The sequence below is a fragment of the Hydrogenophaga sp. genome (assembly GCF_011390835.1).
GTDB lineage: Bacteria > Pseudomonadota > Gammaproteobacteria > Burkholderiales > Burkholderiaceae_C > Hydrogenophaga.
On sequence record NZ_JAABRQ010000021.1, the window covers coordinates 11,296 to 30,762 of the forward strand.

Sequence of the window (19,467 nt, forward strand, 5' to 3'; positions counted from 1 at the left end):
GACAGGCTCAGGGCGAACGGTTCACCCCTTTCCCACTTGCCCGCCCGAGCCCAGCGCCCGGGCTGAGCCTGTCAAAGTCTTCACCGAGCCGAGCCCATGTCAGACACACCACACACCGCGGGTGCATCGCCCGCCAGCAAGCCCGAAGCGAGCGCCTACCGCGCCACGCTCAACATGCCCGACACAGCCTTCCCCATGCGCGGAGACCTGCCCAAGCGCGAGCCGGCCTGGGTCACCGAGTGGAACGCCAGCGGTGACAACCAGGGCCTCTACATGCGCCTGCGCGAGGCGCGCAAGGGCGCGCCGCTGTTTGTGCTGCACGATGGCCCCCCCTACGCCAACGGCAAGCTGCACATCGGTCACGCGCTAAACAAGATCCTGAAGGACATGATCGTGAAGTCCAGGCAGCTTGCTGGCTTCGATGCGCAGTACATTCCCGGCTGGGACTGCCACGGCCTGCCGATCGAAAACGCGATCGAGAAGCTGCACGGTCGCAATCTGAGCCGCGATGACATGCAGGCAAAGAGCCGCGCTTTCGCCACCGAACAGATTGACCAGCAGCGCGAAGACTTCAAGCGCCTGGGTGTGCTGGGCGACTGGGAGCGGCCTTACCGCACCATGGACTTCGCCAACGAAGCCGGTGAAATCCGCGCCTTCAAGCGCGTGATCGAGCGCGGCTTTGTCTACCGTGGCCTCAAACCCGTCTACTGGTGCTTCGACTGCGGCTCGTCGCTGGCCGAGTTTGAGATCGAATACGCCGACAAAAAGAGCGACACGCTGGACGTGGCCTTTGAAACCGACGATGCATCGAAGCTGGCCAACGCATTCGACCTGGCCTCATTGCCCGCTGGCAAGAGCGCCTTCGCTGTGATCTGGACCACCACCGCCTGGACCATCCCCGCCAACCAGGCGCTCAACGCCCATCCCGAGTTCACCTACGCCCTGGTTGAGACGCCCATGGGCTGCCTGGTGCTGGCCGAAACGCTGGTGGAGAAATGCCTGGAGCGCTTCGGCCTAACCGGCAACGTGCTGGCCACCGCCACCGGTGACAAGCTCGGCGGGCTCAATTTCCGCCATCCACTGTTCGACGCCGACGCGGGCTACCGCCGACTCTCGCCGGTCTACCTGGCCGAGTACGTTAGCGACGCCGACGGAACCGGCATCGTGCACTCTTCGCCCGCTTATGGCGTAGACGACTTCAACTCCTGCGTCGCCAACGGCCTGGCCTACGACGACATCCTGAACCCGGTGCAAGGCAACGGCACCTACGCGGCCGATTTCCCGCTGTTCGGCGGATTGCACATCTGGAAGGCCGTTTCGGTCATCCTAGAGGCGTTGAAAACCGCTGGGCGCCTGATGGCCACCGTCTCCATCACTCACAGCTACCCCCATTGCTGGCGCCACAAGACGCCGGTGATCTACCGCGCCGCCGCGCAGTGGTTCATCCGCATGGACGAAGGCGAAGGGGTGTTCACTAAAGACAAAGCCTCTAAGTCCCTGCGCCAGCTCGCGCTTGACGCGATCGACCACACCCACTTTTACCCTGAAAACGGCAAGACCCGACTGCGCGACATGATCGCCAACCGGCCCGACTGGTGCATCAGCCGCCAGCGCAGCTGGGGCGTGCCCGTGCCCTTTTTCCTTCACAAGGATTCGGGCGAACTGCACCCGCGCACCATGGCCATCCTGGACCAGGCAGCCGACATCGTGGAGCAAGGTGGCATCGAGGCCTGGAGCCGCGTGACCGCCGAAGAGATCTTGGGCGCCGAGGACGCGCCGCACTACACCAAGAGCACCGACATCCTGGAAGTCTGGTTCGACTCGGGCTCCACCTTCCAGCACGTGCTACGCGGCAGCCACGCCCAAGCCTACCCCAACGGCGCCTTCCACGCTCAAGGTCCGGAAGCCGATCTCTACCTTGAAGGACACGACCAGCACCGAGGCTGGTTCCACAGCTCGCTGCTGCTGGGCTGCGCGCTGCACGACCGGGCGCCGTACAAAGGTTTGCTGACCCACGGCTTCGCCACCGACGGCCAGGGCCGCAAAATGAGCAAGAGCCTGGGCAACACGGTGGAGCCACAAAGCGTGACCAGCAAGCTCGGCGCGGAAATCGTACGCCTTTGGGTCGCGAGCACCGACTACTCGGGCGACCTCAACATCGACGACAAGATCCTCGCCCGCGTGGTCGACAGCTACCGCCGCATCCGCAACACGCTGCGCTTCCTGATGGCCAACATCAGCGACTTTGATCCTGCGACCGACGCGGTGCCGCTGGATCAGATGCTGGAGATCGACCGCTATGCCTTGGCGCGCGCCGCTGAGCTGCAGGCCGACATCCTGAAACACTTCGACGCCTACGAATTTCACCCAGTGGTGAGCAAGCTGCAGGTGTACTGCTCGGAGGACCTAGGGGCGTTTTACCTCGACGTGCTCAAGGACCGGCTCTACACCACCGCACCCAAAAGTCTGGCGCGCCGCAGCGCCCAGACCGCGCTGCACCAGATCAGTCACGCCATGCTGCGCTGGATGGCGCCCTTCCTCAGCTTCACGGCCGAAGAAGCCTGGCCGGTGCTGGCGGGTGACAAGACCCAGGGGTCGATCTTTTTCGAGACCTTCTCGCCGCTGCCCTCTCCGAACGAGGCGCTGCTGGCCAAGTGGTCGCGCATCCGCGCCATCCGCGATCTGGCCAACAAAGAAATCGAAGCCGTGCGCACCACCGGTAGCGTCGGCGCCTCACTGCAGGCCACGCTGACTATCACAGCAGGTGCCGACGACGCGTCGCTGTTGCGCTCATTGGGCGACGATCTGCGCTTTGTCACCATCACCTCGGCGGTGAAGGTGAACGACGGGACCGAGCTGGCCGTGACCGTCACGCCCAGCACCGCCACCAAGTGCGAGCGCTGCTGGCACTACCTTGGCGACGTTGGCAGCGACCCCGCCCACCCCACCATTTGCGGCCGCTGCGTGAGCAACCTCGCTGAAGCGGCGGGCAGCGGCGCGGGCGAAGCCCGAAAGGTCGCTTGATGGCCGCGCACCGCAACGCCAGTTTCTGGCCCTGGATCGGCCTGGCGGCGTTGATCCTCCTGGCTGACCTCTTCACCAAGGCGCTGATCCTGGGTTATTACCGACTGGGCGACAGCACCTACGTGACCTCGTTCTTCAACGTGGTCCGGGTGCACAACTCGGGTGCTGCGTTCTCCTTTCTGGCAGGCGCCGGCGGCTGGCAACGCTGGTTTTTCACCGCCATCGGCATCGGTGCAGCCATCTTCATCGTCTGGATGCTGCGCTCACACAGTGGTCAGAAGCTGTTTTCGTTCGCCCTGGCCTGCATCCTGGGCGGCGCGATCGGCAATGTGATCGACCGGGTGGTGCACGGCTACGTGGTCGACTGGCTTGACTTCCACTTCAGCTTTCTATCGGGTATCTTTCACGGTGGGCATTTCCCGTCGTTCAACATCGCCGATGTGGGCATTTCCATCGGCGCGATGTGCCTCATCCTGGACGAAATACTGAGGGTTCGGCGAAGCCGCTGAGCGGGTCGCTGCCCACGCACCGGGAGGGACCCGGTGCCTTCCGAGTCCAGGGGCTGATCCGGCTTGGTGCTGCCTGGCGCCGGATCGATCGTCGCAGCGCTCTGCCGCTTCGTGGGTTGCTGCCCCTGTGCTAATCTGATTGACCCGCTGCCGTCCGGGCAGCTGAAGGAGACACCATGCCCGCCCTGCTGCCCAACATCGATCCTGAAGGCCTGCTCGAATTTTCGGTGGTCTACACCGATCGCGCGCTCAACCACATGTCCAAGCGCTTCCAGGGCGTGATGACCGACATCTCGGACATGCTCAAGCGCGTCTACGGCGCTCACTCTGCCGTGCTGGTGCCGGGCAGCGGCACCTTTGGTATGGAGTCGGTGGCGCGTCAGTTTGCTCACGGAAAACACGTGCTTGTGATCCGCAATGGCTGGTTCAGCTACCGCTGGACGCAAATCTTCGACATGGGTTCGATCCCTGCCAGCCACACCGTGATGAAAGCGCGCCGCACCAGCGAGGGCTCGCAGGCCCCATGGGCACCCGCGCCGATCGACGAAGTGAAGGCCGTAATTGCCAAGGAGAAGCCCGCGCTGGTGTTTGCACCGCACGTGGAAACCTCGGCTGGCATGATCCTGCCCGACGACTACCTGAGCGCGGTGGCCGACGCGGCGCACGCAGTGGATGGTCTGTTTGTCCTCGACTGCATCGCCTCGGGCGCGATGTGGGTCGACATGGCCGCCACTGGTGTGGACGTATTGATCTCAGCGCCTCAAAAGGGCTGGAGCAGCTCGCCTTGCTGCGCCATGGTGATGCTGAGCGAGCGCGCCAGGAAAGCCATCGACAGCACCCAGAGCACCACCTTCGCGATGGACTTGAAGAAGTGGTTGCAGATCATGGAAACCTACGAAGGCGGCGGTCACGCGTATCACACCACGCTGCCGACCGATGCGCTGGTCCGGCTGCGCGACACCATGAACGAGACCGAAGACTATGGTTACGCCCGGGTACGCGAGGAGCAGGTGGCGCTCGGGCAAGGGGTGCGCGATCTGGTGGAGCGCCACGGCTTCCCCAGCGTGGCCGCGAAAGGGTTCCAGGCGCCAGGCGTGGTGGTGAGCTACACAACCGATCCTGACATCCAGTCGAGCAAGAAGTTTCTCGCCGTGGGCCTGCAGACCGCCTCGGGCGTGCCGCTGCAGTGCGACGAGCCAGCGGATTTCCGCAGCTTTCGAATCGGGCTGTTCGGTCTGGACAAGTGGCACGATGTGCCGACCACGCTGCAACACCTGGAGACGGCTCTGGCTGAGGTGGCTCCTGCTACCGTGTCTGCCTGAGAGCGTCGACAACCAGCCCATAAATAGGCCCCGCTGCAGCCGCAGCGGGGCCTATTTTTCAGAGCACGGCGAGGTCAGGGCAGCAACACTGTGCACCCCGTAGTGGCACGCGCCTCCAGGCTCTTGTGCGCGGCCTGCACCTCGGTCAGCGGGAAGCGCTGATCAATCCGGATCTTGACCTGACCGTTCAGCACCACCGCAAACAGATCGTCGGCCATGGCCTGCGTGCGCTCGCGGCTGGTGATGTGGGAAAACAGCGTCTGGCGCGTCACGTAGATCGATCCCTTGGGACCCAGGATGCCAGGCGCAAACGGCGCCACCGGACCGCTCGCATTGCCAAAGCTCACCATCAGGCCAAAGGGCATGAGGCAGTCGAGCGATTTGTCAAAGGTGTCCTTGCCCACCGAGTCGTACACCACCTTCACGCCTTTGCCGCTTGTAATCTCCTTGACCCGGGCAGCAAAATCTTCGCTGCGGTAATTGATGGTGAACTCGGCGCCGTGCTCCCGGGCCAGCGCGCACTTTTCGTCTGAACCGGCCGTGCCAATCAGGCGCAGGCCCAGGGCCTTGGCCCACTGGCAGGCGATCAGGCCCACGCCGCCGGCAGCCGCGTGGAACAGCACGAAGTCGCCGGCCTTCAGGCCTTCCACCGGCGGGCAACGCTTGAGCAGGTACTGGACCGTCAGGCCCTTGAGCATCATGGCCGCGCCAGTTTCAAAATCGATGCCGTCGGGCAGCTTGCAGACGTTCATGGCCGGCATCACCCGCACATCGCAGTAGCTGCCGGGCGGGTTGGCGGCGTAGGCCGCGCGGTCACCGACCTGCAGGTGGGTCACGCCCGCGCCCACCGCCTCGATCACACCCGCGCCCTCCATGCCCAAGGCCAGCGGCATGCTGTTGGGGTAGAGGCCACTGCGCTGGTACACATCGATGTAGTTCAAGCCAATGGCTTGGTGGCGGATGCGCACCTCACCTGCACCAGGCTCGCCCACGGGCACGTTATCGATTACCAACTGCTCGGGGCCACCGGTGGCATGGATGCGCACAGCGCGACTGGTCTGGGTCATGGGGTCTCCTGGCCGGTGATCCGGCATCGTGTTGTTGGGAAAGGGCCCACATGCTGCCACGAAATCGCCGCGCCTGTGCGACAGGCGAGATCGCCCACGACGCAGTCGTGCAGCGCAGCATTGTTAAAGTGCCGGCCATGTCCTCACCTTCTTCCGGTCAGCTCACCGCCAGCACCGCCGCCCTCTTGCTGATTCCACCAATGATGTGGGCGGGCAATGCGGTGGTAGGCCGGATGATGCAGGGCGTGATCCCGCCGATCACGCTCAACTTCGCGCGCTGGTCACTTGCCCTGCTGCTCTTGCTGCCGCTGGCGGGCTGGGTGCTGCGGCGCGACAGCGACATGTGGCACCACTGGCGCCGCTTCGCCTGGCTAGGTCTGCTCGGTGCGGGCCTCTACAACGCGCTGCTGTATTTGGCGCTCAAGACCTCTACCCCCATCAACGTGACCCTGGTCGCAGCGGCCACGCCGATCTGGATGCTGCTGCTGGGTCGGGTGTTCTACAGCGTGGCGATTTCGCGCCGCGCCGCCTTTGGTGCCGCGCTGTCGCTCAGCGGCGTAGCGGTGGTGCTGTCGCGTGGCGATGTGGCGCAGTTGCTTGGAGTCAAGCTGGTGCCGGGTGACGCCTGGATGCTGCTGGCCTCACTGGTCTGGGCCACCTACAGCTGGCAGCTTGCCAAGCCGCCACCCGGCTCGGAGCCCCCGGCCATCAAGGCCGACTGGGCGGCGTTTTTGCTCGCTCAGGTGGTTTTTGGTGTGGCTTGGTCGGGCATGCTGAGCGCCGGCGAATGGCTGACGCTGCCGGCTGCCCCAGCTGGACAGCCTCATATCGTCTGGGGCTGGCCGCTGTTGCTGGCGCTGGTTTACGTTGCAGTCGGGCCTTCCTTGCTGGCCTACCGCGCCTGGGGGGCCGGCGTGGGCCGGGTGGGTCCGACCATCGCCGGCTTTTTCTCCAACCTCACACCGGTGTTTGCGGCGGTGCTGTCGACGGCCTTGCTGGGTGAGCCGCCGCATCTGTACCACGCGCTGGGTTTTGCACTCATAGTGGGCGGCATCCTGATCAACGCGCGGCGCTGAACAACCAACCCGCACGATTTCAATACGTACCCGGGTAGGCGCCACCATCGGCCAGCACATTTTGGCCCGTCATGTAACCCGCGTGCACGCTGCAGAGGAACGCGCAAATGGCGCCGAACTCCTGCGGCGTGCCGAAACGGCGGGCGGGAATGGTCTGGCGCCGCGCGTCCATCACCGCATCCAACGGCTTGCCGGTCTTGGCAGCCGCGCCTTCCATCGTGGCTTTGAGACGATCGGTGTCAAAGGCACCGGGTAGCAAATTGTTGATGGTCACGCCCTGCGCCGCCAGGCCGCTGCGCGAGACGCCGGCCACAAAACCGGTGAGGCCACTGCGCGCGCCGTTCGACAGCCCCAAGATGTCGATCGGCGCCTTCACCGCGCTGCTGGTGATGTTGACGATGCGGCCAAAGCCGCGCTGGGCCATGCCGTCCACCGTGGCCTTGATGAGCTCGATAGGTGTGATCATGTTGGCGTCCACTGCTTTGAGCCAGATCTCGCGGTCCCAGCCGCGGAAGTCGCCCGGCGGCGGGCCGCCCGCATTGGTCACCACCATGTCGAAATGCTTGCCCGGCCCTCCCGCCACCGAAAAAGCCGCCGCACGACCCGCCTCGGTGGTGATGTCGGCCGCCACTGGCAGCACCTGCACGCCGGGCGAAACTTGGCGAATGACCTCTGCCGCGGCGTTCAGCGCATCGACCCCACGTGCCACGATCACCAGGTTGACGCCCTCGCCCGCCAGCGCCTGCGCGCAGCCCAGGCCAAGCCCTTTGCTGGCGCCACACACCAGCGCCCACTTGCCTGAAATACCCATGTCCATTCAAGTCTCCTGAAAATTATTTGGCGCCCGCCTGGGCTCTACCATAGCGGGTCACCAGAAATACACCTGTGACCACCAGCACCGTGCCAGCGACGATCCAGGCGTTGAACGGTTCACCAAGAATCACCACGCCCATGGCAATGGTGGACATGGGTCCGATCATGCCAGTCTGCGCAGCCAGCCCCGCTCCCAGCCGCTCAATGCCCATCATCACCATGAGCACCGGCGCAAAGGTGCACAACGTGGCATTGAGCACCGAGAGCCAGATCACCTCGGGCGCCACCACCGCTGCGCTCATGGGCCTCAACAGCACGAATTGCAGAAGCACCAGCAGGCAGGCCACGCTGGTGGCCAGCCCAACCAGACGGAGCGAGCCAAGCCGCTTGACCAGTTCGCCGCTGTAGACGATGTAAATCGCGTAGCTGATCGCACTGCCGAACACCAGCAGCGCGCCAACAGCCGCGTCCGGCCCTTGCAGCCCGGCCTCGTGTCCGAACACCAGCAACACGCCGGCATAGCTCACCGCCATGGCCACCGCCTGCAGCCGCGTGATGCGCCGCTGGTACAGCACCCAGCCTAGCACCAGCACCAGCGTAGGGTTGAGGTAAAGAATCAACCGCTCAAGGCTGGCGGTGATGTACTGCAGACCCCAGAAATCCAGAAAGCTCGCTAGGTAATACCCGGTAAAACCCAGGCCCAGAATGCCCAGCCAGTCGCTGCGCGTGAGCGCCTCCTTGCCTCGGCTGGCCCACCACGCCAGCGCCAGAAACAGTGGCAGCGCAAACAGCATGCGGTACATGATGAGCGTGACCGCATCCACCCCGTACTGGTAAGCCAGCTTCACGATGATGGCCTTGCCGCTGAACGCGATTGACCCCAGGCCGGCCAGCAGCAGGCCGCTGGCGAGGTGGGTGGGCGGCACGTGCACGGCGGAGGTCATGCGGGGATTATCCGCAGCAGACCGCGCGGCCGCTGTCGCCCGGCCATCCCGCGTCAGCGTTCAGGGCTTAGGCGCCACCAGCGCCTCGGCATCCACCACCCGGTACACGCGGCCATGGTTGTCGAGCGGCTCGATGCAACCTTCGCGCACGAAGGCGTTGACAGTGCGGCTCACAGTCTCCAGCTTCAGGTCGAGCATGGCGCCCATGTCTTCGCGCGAAAACAGCGTACTGACCGAGGCGTCGTGATCGGCGCGCATCTTCAAGATCAGCCCGGCGACTCGCTGGCGCGCGGTGCCGAAGTTGAGGTCGGCCAGCCAGTCGTCGGCCTCCTTGAGGCTGCGGTGCCAGCGCTCCAGCAGGCGCTGGTGCAGCCGGGGCGTTTCCCGGTTCAGCCGCTGGATCACTTGCAGCGGCAGGCGGCAGACCTTGATGCTGGTGAGGCCAATGGCGTCGGACTCGTAAGTGGGCGCCATCAGCGCTTCCAGCCCGATCACGTCGCCCGCGCGCAGCACGCGCACGATGCGCTGGCGACCATCCAACGTGTTGCGCACCAGTTTGACGATGCCGGCGCGCAGGGTGTAGAGCGAGGTCGCGGTCTCGCCCATGCGCACCAGCGCGTGGCCCGCCGGGTATTCCAGATCGTCGATGGGCGCGTGGATGAGCTTGAAGTCTTCTTCATGCAGATCGGCAAACAGCACCATGTCTCGGATGCCGCAGCTGCGGCAGTCGGCGGTGCCGCGCCAGGCGGATTCGGTTTTGATGGGGATCATGCAGGTGGCGCTCGGTGTGGGTGGCCCAGTGGTCAATGTACGGCAGTGAACGCGATCCGACGCCGGGCCGCCCCAGGGCGGATCGGCCCCCGCGGGGGACTGCGACCCGCGAAGCAGCGGAGCGTGGGGGCGCTCAATTCACCGGCGGCGTGGTCGCCAGCACCTCATCGAGCGTGGTGAGGCCTTCGGCCACGCGGGCGGCGCCGGCCAGGCGCAGCGGGCGCATGCCGTCTTTCACCGCCTGCTTGCGCAAGCTCTCCAGGCGTGGCTCGCGGTTGATCTGGTCCTTGAGGTCTTCGGTGACCACGAGCAGCTCGTACAAGCCCATGCGGCCGCGAAAGCCGGTCATGCGGCAATCGACGCAGCCCACGGGTCGATAGGGTTTGTACTTGCCGCTCACCTGCCAGGGTTTGACCAGGTCGGCCAGCGATTCGCGCGAGGACTTGGTCTCTGCTTCGTCTTCGCGTGTGCGGCAGGCCGGGCACAGGGTGCGAACCAGGCGCTGCGCGAGCACGCCGAGCACGGTCGCGTTGATAAGGTAAGGAGGAATGCCGAGTTCCATGAGCCGCATGATGGCGCTGGGGGCATCGTTGGTGTGCAGCGTGGTGAACACCAGGTGGCCGGTGAGCGCGGCCTGCACCGCCATCTCGGCGGTGGGCAGGTCGCGCACCTCGCCCACCATGATGATGTCCGGGTCCTGCCGCATCAGGGCGCGCAGACCCTGGGCGAAGTCCAGATCCAGGTGCGCCTGAACCTGGGTCTGGTTGAAGGCTGGCTCGATCATCTCGATCGGGTCTTCCACCGTGCTCACGTTGACCTCTTCGGTCGCCAGGCGCTTCAAGGTGGCGTAGAGCGTGGTCGTCTTGCCCGAGCCGGTCGGCCCGGTCACCAACACGATGCCGTGCGGCCGCTGCGTGAGGCCTTCCCAGCGCTGGGCATCGTGCGCCGCAAAACCGAGTGCGCTCAGGTCCTTCACCGTGGAGTCGGGGTCAAAGATGCGCATGACCAGCTTTTCGCCAAAAGCGGTGGGCAGGGTGGAGAGGCGCATTTCCACTTCGTCGCCCTTGGCCCCACCGATACCGGGGCGCAGCGTCTTGATGCGCCCGTCCTGCGGCCGGCGTCGCTCGACCACGTCCATGCGCCCGAGCAGCTTGATGCGCGCCGTCATGGCGTTCATCACGCCGATCGGCATCTGATACACCGGATGCAGCACACCGTCAATGCGGAACCGGATCACGCCCTGCTCGCGCCTCGGCTCCAGGTGGATGTCGCTGGCTCGCTGGTCAAACGCGTATTGCCACAGCCAGTCCACCACCTGCACCACGCTCTGGTCGTTGGCGTCAAGCTGCTTGTTGGTCTTGCCCAGCTCCACCAGCTGCTCGAAGCTGCCAAAGCCGGCCTGACCACCGCTCTTGTTGGCTGCACGAACCGACTTGGCAAGCGCAAAAAACTCGGCGGTGTAGCGCGAGATGTCTTGCGGGCTGGCCAGCACCAGGCGCACCGTCTTGCGTGTCTGGCGCTCCACCTCTTGCACCCAATCGCGGATGAAGGGCTCGGCGGTCGCCACCACCACCTCGACCGGGCTCACCTGGACCGGCAGCACCTTGTGGCGCTCGGCGTAAGCGGCGCTCATCACATCGGCCACCCTGCCCACGTCGACCTTGAGTGGGTCGATGCGCAGGTAGGTCAGGCCTGAGCGTTCAGCCAGCCACTGGGTGAGCGACTCGGCATCGAGCACACGACCATCGGCGGCCCGCGCCATGGCCACCACGGCCAGGCGCTGCAGGGGGTGCTGGGCGCTGTGGGCAGAGGCGCAGCGGGCAATGGTGCGACGCGCCTCGTCGGCCGAGATCACCTCGTCGGCGCGCAGCCACTCGACCAGCGTGCGCCAGTCCAGCGGACCGGGGTTGAATTCGGCTGCGGCGGCATGGGCAGAGGCTTGGTTTTTCATGCAGGCCTCAGCATACCGGTTTGAACAGCTTGAGCCATTTGACCGCCGGCAACCCCCAGCGGGCCTGCACGACTTCAGCGCGGGCCAGCAGCTCCATGCGTGTGGGTCGCTCTGGCGTGCGCTGGGCCAGCACGATGGTGTTGCCTTCGCGCGTGGGCTTGAAAGCCCACAGGGCATCGTCACCAAACGCAGCTGCCAGGCTTTGCAGCGAGCGCTCGTAGCTGGCGTCGCGACCGAACAGGTTGACGGTGAGCAGGCCGTCGTCGCTGAGCACGGTGCGGCAGTCGGCGTAGAAGTCGGGGCTGTCGAGCACAGGGGCGGCGGCTTCGTGGTCGTAGAGGTCGACCTGCAAGGCGTCGATTCTGCCGGTGTGCTCGGGCTTTCGCACTTCTTCGGCCGCATCGGCCAGCAGCACGCGCAGGCGCGGACCATCAGCCGGCAGCTTGAACCAGCCACGGCAGGCCGCGAGCACCTGCGGGTTGATCTCCACCGCGGTGGTGTCCATGCGGCAGGCCTTGAAACAGAACTTGGTCAGTGCCGCCGAGCCCAGACCCAGCTGCATGGCGCGGCGCTTGGGCACCGAATCGGGCTCCACGAACAGCAGCCACGCCATCATGCGCTGCACATAGTCGAGCTCGATGACAAACGGCGCGCCGATCAGCATCGAGCCCTGGATCCATTCGGTGCCCAGGTGCAGAAATCGAACCACACCGTCTTCGGACAGAGTGACCTCGGGCAAGTCCTGAGGGCCACTGCGGCGCCTGGCGGCTGCGTTGGCGCCGGCCTTCACGCCCACCTCTGCTTATGGTAGGCACGCAACACCCATGGGTACAAGGCCACGCTTGAGCCATCGAATTGGCCTGCAGGCGACCGGTGCCGAGGGGCAGGGGATGGGTCGGACATAAGGTTGAAGTTCACCATGAAAGGCTGAATTATGAACACCGACGTGATCCTGAATTTTCTGACTACCCAGGGCGCCGACTTCGCGCTGAAGATCTTGGGCGCCATCGTCGCCTGGATCATCGGCCGCTGGCTCATCGGCCTGGCGACGAGGTTGATGGGCAAGGCTCTGGAGCGCGGCAACAAGTTTGACGCCACGCTCATCACCTACCTCAAGTCCATCGTCTCTGTGGCACTGACGGTCATCCTCGTCATGGCCATCCTCGGCATCTTCGGTGTCCAGACGACTTCGTTCGCCGCCTTGCTAGCAGGTGCCGGATTGGCCGTCGGCGCAGCCTGGAGCGGCATGCTGGGCAACTTTGCCGCAGGCCTTTTCCTGCAGGTGCTGCGGCCCTACAAGGTGGGTGATTTCATCAACGCCGGTGGCACGCTGGGCACGGTCAAAGAACTGGGCCTGTTCACCACTACGGTGCTCACCATGGACAACGTGCTGACCATCGTCGGCAACAACAAGGTCTTTGGCGACAACATCCAGAACTTCAGCGCCGAGCCCTTCCGCCGCGTGGACTGCGTAGCCAAGGTGGCCAACAGCGTGGACGTTCAGGACGCCATCGCGCGCCTGCGTCCGGTGATCACAGCGATCCCCAATGTGAAGGACAGCCCCGCGCCGGACATCGAAATCCTGGAGTTCACGCCCGAAGGCCCCAAGCTGTGCGTGCGCCCCTACACCCACACCGACCACTACTGGCAGGTCTACTTCGACACCCACAAGGCCATCGTCAACACCTTTGGTGCGGCCGGCTACCCTGTGCCGGAGACACCGGTGGCGCACCGAACCGTGTGAATCCCAGCGCGGCGCATCGCGCTTGACCCTCCAGCGAGGGGCGATGCTGGCGGACCCGCCAAGCCGGTTCCGCGGTGTCCTGGATCAGGCATTTGGCGCCGCCACTCCTGCTGCTTCAAAGGCATTTCGCCACGCCTGCAGTTTTCGCTCGAAAGACCAGCTCGCGTTGGCTGGGCTGGTCGACGGCAGCTTGTGCACGGGTAAACCCAGCACAGCCGTATGGCGAGCATGTTTGAAGCTTTCGCCGCCGTTGTGTGCGATGGCCTGCAGCTGGGGACAGCGTTGGCGCAACCCCGCAAAGTCGTTCAGTTCGCCAGCGCGGATGGCGGTATCCAGGCTGCCAACGCGCTCGCAGGCGGCGTACACGTCCCAGATGCCCAGACCGTGGACGCGCGCCGACGCGATGCGCTCGGCGTAGGAGCAAGCCATCAGGTCTTGCGACCAGAGCGATCCCAAAATCTTCCAGAACTGGTTCTGCGGATGGCCGTAGTACTGCTGCGCGCGCAGCGAGGCCACGCTGGGGAAACTGCCCAGCACCAGCATCCGCGTGTTTATATCGACCATCGGCGCCAGGCCGACCAATCGCACCATGTCAGCCTGCACCGGCCTGCAGCGCTGCGAGCCGGGGCAAGGCGGCGCGGGCGTTGGCGCTGGTGGCACGGGCCAGGACCTCGGGGCCCATGCTGCGCAGGCCGGCGATCACCGCGCCAATGCGGGGCAACTCGGCTGGCGTGTTCAGGCCTTGGGCCTGGCCCGCCGCGCGCTCGGCTGCGGTGGCGTACAGCCATTGCGGCGGGATGTCGGGCGCGTCAGTTTCCAGCACCAGGGCCGTGAGCGGCAGGCTGGCCGCGAGCTCGCGCAGGCGGCGTGCTGGCTCAAAGGTGGCCGCGCCGCCAAAACCGAGCTTGAACCCGAGGTCGATGAAGGTTTGGGCCTGTTGCGCGCTGCCGTTGAAGGCGTGTGCGATGCCCCTCCCGATGGGAAGCTCGCGCAGGTGCTTGAGCAGGGCGTCGGCACTGCGGCGCACGTGCAGGATCACCGGCAGGTGGTGTTGGCGCGCCAGGCGCAACTGCTCGCGGTAGAAAAACGTCTGGCGCTCGCGCATCGCGGGCTCGCACAGCGCAGGCACAAAAAAATCCAGCCCGATCTCGCCCACTGCGACCAGGCGCGGATCGTCGCGGTGCTCGGTGAGCGCGGCGTCGAGCGCCAACAGATCGTCTTCTTGGGCCTGCGGCACGAACAGCGGGTGGATGCCCAGGGCGTAGGCGTCACCCATGCGGTGCGCCAGGCGGCGCACGGTGTCGAAATTGGCGCGTGCCACCGCGGGGATCACGCACAGGTCAACACCCAGACTCGCGGCGCGCTCGCGGGCCTGTACTGCCAGCGCGTGGTCCGGACCGAACTCGGGCGCGTCCAGGTGGCAGTGGCTGTCGATCCACATGGCAGGATTCAGGTCAGCACGCCGGTGGTGAGGCGCAGCACGCGGCTGCAGCGGGCGGCCAGCGTTTCGTCGTGCGTGACGACGATGAAGGCCGTGCCTTGATCGCGAGCGAGCTGCAGCATGAGTTCAAACACCCCGTCGGCGGTGGCGCGGTCAAGATTGCCCGTGGGCTCGTCGGCCAGCACGCAGGCCGGTTGCGTGACCAGGGCGCGCGCGATCGCCACGCGTTGGCGTTCACCGCCTGAGAGTTCGGCAGGCCGGTGGTGCAGCCGCTCGGCCAGGCCGACGCGGGCCAGCACCTTCGCGGCCTGCTCGCCGGCCTGGGCACGCGGCAGGCGGCGGATCCACAGCGGCATGGCCACGTTGTCGCGCGCGCTGAACTCGGGCAGCAGGTGGTGAAACTGGTACACAAAACCCAGGTGCTGGTTACGCAGCGCGCCCTGCTTCGAGGCGCTGAGGCCATCCAGGCGCTGACCCTGCAAGGTCACATGGCCGCTGGTTGGCGCGTCCAGCCCACCCAGCAGGTGCAGCAAGGTGCTTTTGCCCGAGCCCGACGCACCAACAATGGCCACGGTTTCGCCAGCGCGCACCGTCAGATCCACACCCTGCAGCACGGTCACATCGAGCCGGCCTTCGGTGAAGCGTTTGGTGAGACCTTGAGCAGCGAGCACCACCCGGCCTTCAACCACAGACGAACGATCCGGCGCCGGGCCACCCCAAGCCAGATCAGCCCCCTCGGGGGGCAGCGACCCGCGCAGCGGTGGATCGTGGGGGCTCAATTCATTCATACCGGAGTGCCTCCGCCGGGTTCACGCGGCTCGCGCGCCAGCTAGGGTAGATCGTGGCCACGAACGACAGCGCTAGTGAAATGATGGCTACCGGCAGGATGTCAGTACGTTGGGGATCGCTGGGCATGCGGCTGATCAGGTACACGTCCTTGGGCAGGAAACTCGCGCCCAGCACACGCTCCAGCGCCGGCACCAGGGTATCGATGTTGAAGGCCACGCCCAGGCCGAGCAGCAAGCCCAGGCCGGTGCCAATCACGCCCACCATCGCGCCCTGCACCATGAACACGCCCATGATGCTGCGCGGGCTGGCGCCCAGCGTGCGCAGGATGGCGATGTCGGCACGCTTGTCGGTGACCGTCATGACCAACGTGGACACCAGGTTGAACGCGGCCACCGCCACGATCAGCGTAAGGATGATGAACATCATGCGTTTCTCCAGCTGCACAGCGGCAAACCAGGTGCGGTTCTGGCGCGTCCAGTCGCGCACCAGCAGGCCGGGATCCAAGTCGGCGGCGATCGAGATGGCCACTTCGCGCGCAGCATGCAGGTCCTCGATCTTGATGCGCACGCCGGTCGGCCCTTCCACGCGGAAGATGCGCGCGGCATCGTCTTGGTGCAACAGTGCCAGGGCAGAGTCGTACTCGAAATGACCGGAATCGAAGGTGCCCACCACCGTCATGCTGCGGATTCGCGGCACTACACCTGCCGGCGTGACTTGACCGCTGGGCGCGATCAGCGTCACCGTGTCGCCCGGGATCACGCCCAGGCTGCGCGCCAGTTCACCGCCCAGAATGATGCTGAAGCTGCCCGGCACCAGGCGCTGAAGCGTGTTGGGCGCCATGTCGCGCACCAGATCTGTCACACGCGGCTCCAGCGCCGGGTCGATGCCGCGCACCAGCGCGCCTTTCATGTCTTCGCCGCGAGCGATCAAAGCCTGTGCGCCCACAAACGGCGCGGCACCGAGCACCTCGGGATGGCGCTCGATGGTAGCCAGCGTCTGCGCGAGGTTGGGAATGGCCTGACCGCCGGGCTCAAACACCTCGATGTGCGAGAGCACGCCCAGCATGCGGTCGCGCACCTCTTTCTGGAAGCCATTCATGACCGAGAGCACGATGATGAGCGCCGCCACGCCCAGCGCAATGCCCAGCATGGACACGCCCGAGATGAAGGAGATGAAGCCGTTGCGCCGGGTGGCGCGGCCGGCGCGGGTGTAGCGCCAGCCGAGAATGAGTTCGTAGGGAGTTTGCATAAATGGGGTTGAGCCGAGAGATTGTGGCATCCCCGACAATCGCGTCATGCCCGCTTCCCACCCAGCACCTGAGTCCGCCCACCACCTGCTGGTTCCCTTCGCCACCGCCAGCGCGCCTGAATGCCGCGCCCTGCTCAGCGGTTTTGCCCTGCCCGGTCTGACCGCCCTGCTGGCCGAACTGACCCTGGTGGCCAGCGAAACAGGTGACGATCAGGATCTGGATGCACCGCACGAGCGTGCGCTCGCGTCGGCCCTGGGTCTGCAGGCAGCCGGGGCCGACTGCCTGAGCCCCGGGCGTTTCCCCTGGGCCGCCGCGTCCAGCGAGCAGCCGCTGCAGCCCCAAGCTTGGTTCACGCCCAGCCACTTCCAGGTTGGTATGGATCAGGTAACGCTGTTGCCCGGCGACCGGCTGGCGCTGATGGATGCCGATGCGCGCCCGCTGTTCGACGCTCTCACCCCGCTGGCGGCCGAAGATGGCATCGAACTCTTCTACGAATCGGCGACGCGCTGGCGCGCCACCGGCGAACCGCTGCGTGATCTCGTGTGCGCCAGCCTGGACCGCGTGAGCGGCCGCTCGGTGGCCGACTGGACACCCACCCAGGGGCGTCACCCGCTCATCACCCGCCTGCAGAGCGAAGCGCAGATGCTGTTCTACACGCACCCTGTGAACGACCGCCGCGAGGCCGCACACCAGCCCATCGTGAACGGGTTCTGGGTGCACGGCGCGGGGGCACTCACGCAGCCTATCGCCGAGCCTCAAAGGCCCACCCAACCCGACACCCTGCGCCAGGCCGCGCTGCTGGGCGACTGGCGCTCCTGGCAGCAGGCCTGGCAGGCGCTGGACAGCGGAGCCATCGCCGAGCTGCTGGCGCGCGCGCGCGCTGGCGAGCCTGTCACCCTCACCCTGTGCGGCGAACGCGGCTGGGCGCAATGGGCCTTACGGCCGCACGGCCTGGGTCAGCGCCTCATCCGCGCCCTGCCATCGTTGCGCGGCATACCGCCAGCCTGGAAACACCTCGACACCTTATGAAAATCATCACCCGCGATGTCCCCCCGCGAGCCGCCTGGGCGCTGGAACAGGCCGGCCTGCATCCGCTGCTCGCGCGCCTGTTCGCCGCCCGCGGCATCACCCACCAGGACGAGCTGGACGACGCGCTGTCCCGCCTGCTGCCACCCGCGAGCCTGCTGGGCGCTGACACTGCTGCGCGCGCCCTGGCCGACGCCATGGCCGGGCAACAGCGCATCTGCATCGTGGCCGACTACGACTGCGACGGCGCCACCGCCTGCGCCGTGGGCCTGCGCGGCCTGCGCATGCTGGGCGCGCCCATGGGCTTTGACCGGGTGAGCTACCTGGTGCCCGATCGAGTCACCGACGGCTACGGCCTCACGCCTTCGATCGCGCAGCGCGTCAAAGCGGCCGGCGCTGATGTGCTCGTCACAGTGGACAACGGCATCGCCAGCCTGGCTGGTGTGAGTGCCGCCCGCGCGCTGGGCCTGCAAGTCATCGTGACCGACCACCACCTGCCCGCGCTGCAAGACGGCGAAGTGGTGGTGCCTGCGGACTGCCTCATCGTCAACCCCAACCAGCCCGGCTGCGGCTTCGAGAGCAAGGCCATTGCCGGCGTGGGCGTGATGTTTTATGTGTTGCTCGCGCTGCGCGCCGAGTTGCGCACGCGTGGCGTGTTCGACGCCACCACGCAACCGCGCATCGACGCGCTGCTGCCACTGGTGGCGCTGGGCACCGTGGCCGACGTGGTCAAGCTCGACGCCAACAACCGCCGCCTGGTGGCGCAAGGCCTGAAGCGGGTGCGTGCCGGCGCCATGCCGCCGGGCATGAGGGCTTTGTTCAACGTGGCCGCACGCCGGCCCGAGATGGCGACCAGCTTCGACTTCGGTTTTGCGCTCGGCCCACGCCTGAACGCCGCGGGTCGCCTGGCCGACATGACGCTGGGCATCGAGTGCCTGATCACAGACGACGCGCTGCGCGCCGACGAGCTGGCCCGCACGCTGGATGGCATCAACCGAGAGCGCAAGGCCATCGAAGGCGACATGCGCGAGCAGGCACTGGCGCTGGCCGAAGACATGTTCGACGACTCAGAAGAACCTCCGCCTGCGATGATCGTGTTCGATCCCGATTTCCACGAGGGCGTGGTCGGCATCGTGGCGTCGCGCCTGAAAGACAAGCTGCACCGCCCGACATTTGTGTTCGCCGCCAGCGGCGCCGAGGGCAAGGAACACGAGCTCAAGGGCTCGGGCCGGTCCATCCCCGGCTTTCACCTGCGCGACGCGCTCGACCTCGTGGCCAAGCGCCACCCCGGAGTGTTGCTGCGCTTCGGCGGCCATGCCATGGCCGCGGGCTGCACCATCGAAGAAGAACACCTGGAGACCTTCGAAGCAGCGCTGCAACAGGTCGCCCACGAATGGCTGGACGCCGCCACCCTGCAGCGCCGCCTGGAGGCCGACGGCGCACTCGACAAGCAGTACCGTCGCACCGATCTGGTCGACACCCTTCACAAAGAAGTCTGGGGCCAGGGGTTTGCGCCGCCAGTGTTCTGCGAAGAGGTGCAGATCGTCAGCCAGCGCCTGGTCGGCGAAAAACACTTGGCGCTGAAGATGAAGCACCAGGGCGAGCCGGTCGACGGCATCTGGTTCGGCCACACCGAGCCACTGCCCGAGCGGGTCAAGCTCGCTTTCCGGCTCGATGCCGATGAATGGCAAGGCCAGCGAAGGGTGCGGTTTCTGGTCGAAGCGGCGGAGCTGTAGCCCAA

The 19,467-nt window shown here is 66.0% G+C and carries 17 protein-coding genes; 7 read left to right on the forward strand and 10 right to left on the reverse strand.

Annotated elements, in window-relative coordinates:
- Positions 1–96: 96 nt before the first annotated feature.
- From ileS to GPT34_RS12990, 3 genes are all read left to right on the forward strand, one after another.
- Positions 97–3,024 carry an isoleucine--tRNA ligase gene (gene ileS / locus GPT34_RS12980; protein WP_291013109.1) on the forward strand — a complete coding sequence of 976 codons (2,928 nt, stop codon included), beginning with the start codon at positions 97–99 and terminating at the stop codon, positions 3,022–3,024.
- Complete coding sequence (gene lspA, locus GPT34_RS12985; protein ID WP_291013112.1) at positions 3,024–3,533, forward strand: signal peptidase II; 510 nt, start codon at positions 3,024–3,026, stop codon at positions 3,531–3,533. Before ileS ends, lspA begins: the two co-directional genes overlap by 1 nt.
- Before the next feature lie 176 nt (positions 3,534–3,709).
- Positions 3,710–4,855, forward strand: a complete 1,146-nt coding sequence (locus tag GPT34_RS12990; RefSeq protein WP_291013114.1) for an aminotransferase class V-fold PLP-dependent enzyme — start codon at positions 3,710–3,712, stop codon at positions 4,853–4,855.
- A gap of 74 nt (positions 4,856–4,929) precedes the next feature.
- Here GPT34_RS12990 and GPT34_RS12995 read toward each other — a convergent pair whose 3' ends face one another.
- Positions 4,930–5,922, reverse strand: coding sequence for a quinone oxidoreductase (locus tag GPT34_RS12995; RefSeq protein WP_291013117.1), 993 nt, complete (start codon positions 5,920–5,922; stop codon positions 4,930–4,932).
- Between the two features lie 137 nt (positions 5,923–6,059).
- Between GPT34_RS12995 and GPT34_RS13000 the strand changes: the two genes are divergently transcribed.
- Positions 6,060–6,998 carry a DMT family transporter gene (locus GPT34_RS13000; protein ID WP_291013119.1) on the forward strand — a complete coding sequence of 313 codons (939 nt, stop codon included), beginning with the start codon at positions 6,060–6,062 and terminating at the stop codon, positions 6,996–6,998.
- 19 nt (positions 6,999–7,017) lie between these two features.
- Here GPT34_RS13000 and GPT34_RS13005 read toward each other — a convergent pair whose 3' ends face one another.
- From GPT34_RS13005 to GPT34_RS13025, 5 genes are all read right to left on the reverse strand, one after another.
- Entirely contained in the window at positions 7,018–7,815 is a 798-nt protein-coding gene (locus tag GPT34_RS13005) for an SDR family oxidoreductase (protein WP_291013122.1), read from the reverse strand.
- A 16-nt stretch (positions 7,816–7,831) separates the two neighbouring features.
- Complete coding sequence (locus tag GPT34_RS13010) at positions 7,832–8,755, reverse strand: DMT family transporter (RefSeq protein WP_291013124.1); 924 nt, start codon at positions 8,753–8,755, stop codon at positions 7,832–7,834.
- Positions 8,756–8,815: 60 nt separating this feature from the next.
- Positions 8,816–9,526: a Crp/Fnr family transcriptional regulator gene (locus tag GPT34_RS13015; protein ID WP_291013126.1), complete on the reverse strand. Its 711-nt coding sequence runs from the start codon at positions 9,524–9,526 to the stop codon at positions 8,816–8,818.
- A gap of 133 nt (positions 9,527–9,659) precedes the next feature.
- Positions 9,660–11,477, reverse strand: coding sequence for a GspE/PulE family protein (locus tag GPT34_RS13020; RefSeq protein ID WP_291013129.1), 1,818 nt, complete (start codon positions 11,475–11,477; stop codon positions 9,660–9,662).
- Between the two features lie 7 nt (positions 11,478–11,484).
- Complete coding sequence (locus GPT34_RS13025; protein ID WP_291013132.1) at positions 11,485–12,267, reverse strand: spermidine synthase; 783 nt, start codon at positions 12,265–12,267, stop codon at positions 11,485–11,487.
- Between the two features lie 144 nt (positions 12,268–12,411).
- On the opposite strand from GPT34_RS13025, the gene GPT34_RS13030 reads away from it, so the two are divergent.
- Entirely contained in the window at positions 12,412–13,221 is an 810-nt protein-coding gene (locus tag GPT34_RS13030) for a mechanosensitive ion channel family protein (protein ID WP_291013135.1), read from the forward strand.
- Positions 13,222–13,305: 84 nt separating this feature from the next.
- Here GPT34_RS13030 and GPT34_RS13035 read toward each other — a convergent pair whose 3' ends face one another.
- The 4 genes from GPT34_RS13035 to GPT34_RS13050 form a co-directional block, all read right to left on the reverse strand.
- Complete coding sequence (locus GPT34_RS13035; RefSeq protein WP_291013138.1) at positions 13,306–13,812, reverse strand: DNA-deoxyinosine glycosylase; 507 nt, start codon at positions 13,810–13,812, stop codon at positions 13,306–13,308.
- A gap of 1 nt (position 13,813) precedes the next feature.
- On the reverse strand, positions 13,814–14,662 hold the full coding sequence (locus tag GPT34_RS13040) for a TatD family hydrolase (RefSeq protein WP_291013141.1): 849 nt from the start codon (positions 14,660–14,662) through the stop codon (positions 13,814–13,816).
- A gap of 8 nt (positions 14,663–14,670) precedes the next feature.
- Complete coding sequence (gene lolD, locus GPT34_RS13045; RefSeq protein ID WP_291013233.1) at positions 14,671–15,351, reverse strand: lipoprotein-releasing ABC transporter ATP-binding protein LolD; 681 nt, start codon at positions 15,349–15,351, stop codon at positions 14,671–14,673.
- A 91-nt stretch (positions 15,352–15,442) separates the two neighbouring features.
- A complete protein-coding gene (locus GPT34_RS13050) occupies positions 15,443–16,699 on the reverse strand; it encodes a lipoprotein-releasing ABC transporter permease subunit (protein WP_291013142.1) in 1,257 nt (418 codons plus the stop codon).
- Positions 16,700–16,745: 46 nt separating this feature from the next.
- Here GPT34_RS13050 and GPT34_RS13055 point away from each other — a divergent pair, with 46 nt between their 5' ends.
- Both GPT34_RS13055 and recJ read left to right on the forward strand, forming a co-directional pair.
- Positions 16,746–17,729, forward strand: a complete 984-nt coding sequence (locus GPT34_RS13055; RefSeq protein WP_291013145.1) for a phosphoglycerate mutase — start codon at positions 16,746–16,748, stop codon at positions 17,727–17,729.
- Positions 17,726–19,462: a single-stranded-DNA-specific exonuclease RecJ gene (gene recJ / locus GPT34_RS13060; protein WP_291013148.1), complete on the forward strand. Its 1,737-nt coding sequence runs from the start codon at positions 17,726–17,728 to the stop codon at positions 19,460–19,462. Before GPT34_RS13055 ends, recJ begins: the two co-directional genes overlap by 4 nt.
- Positions 19,463–19,467: the final 5 nt, after the last annotated feature.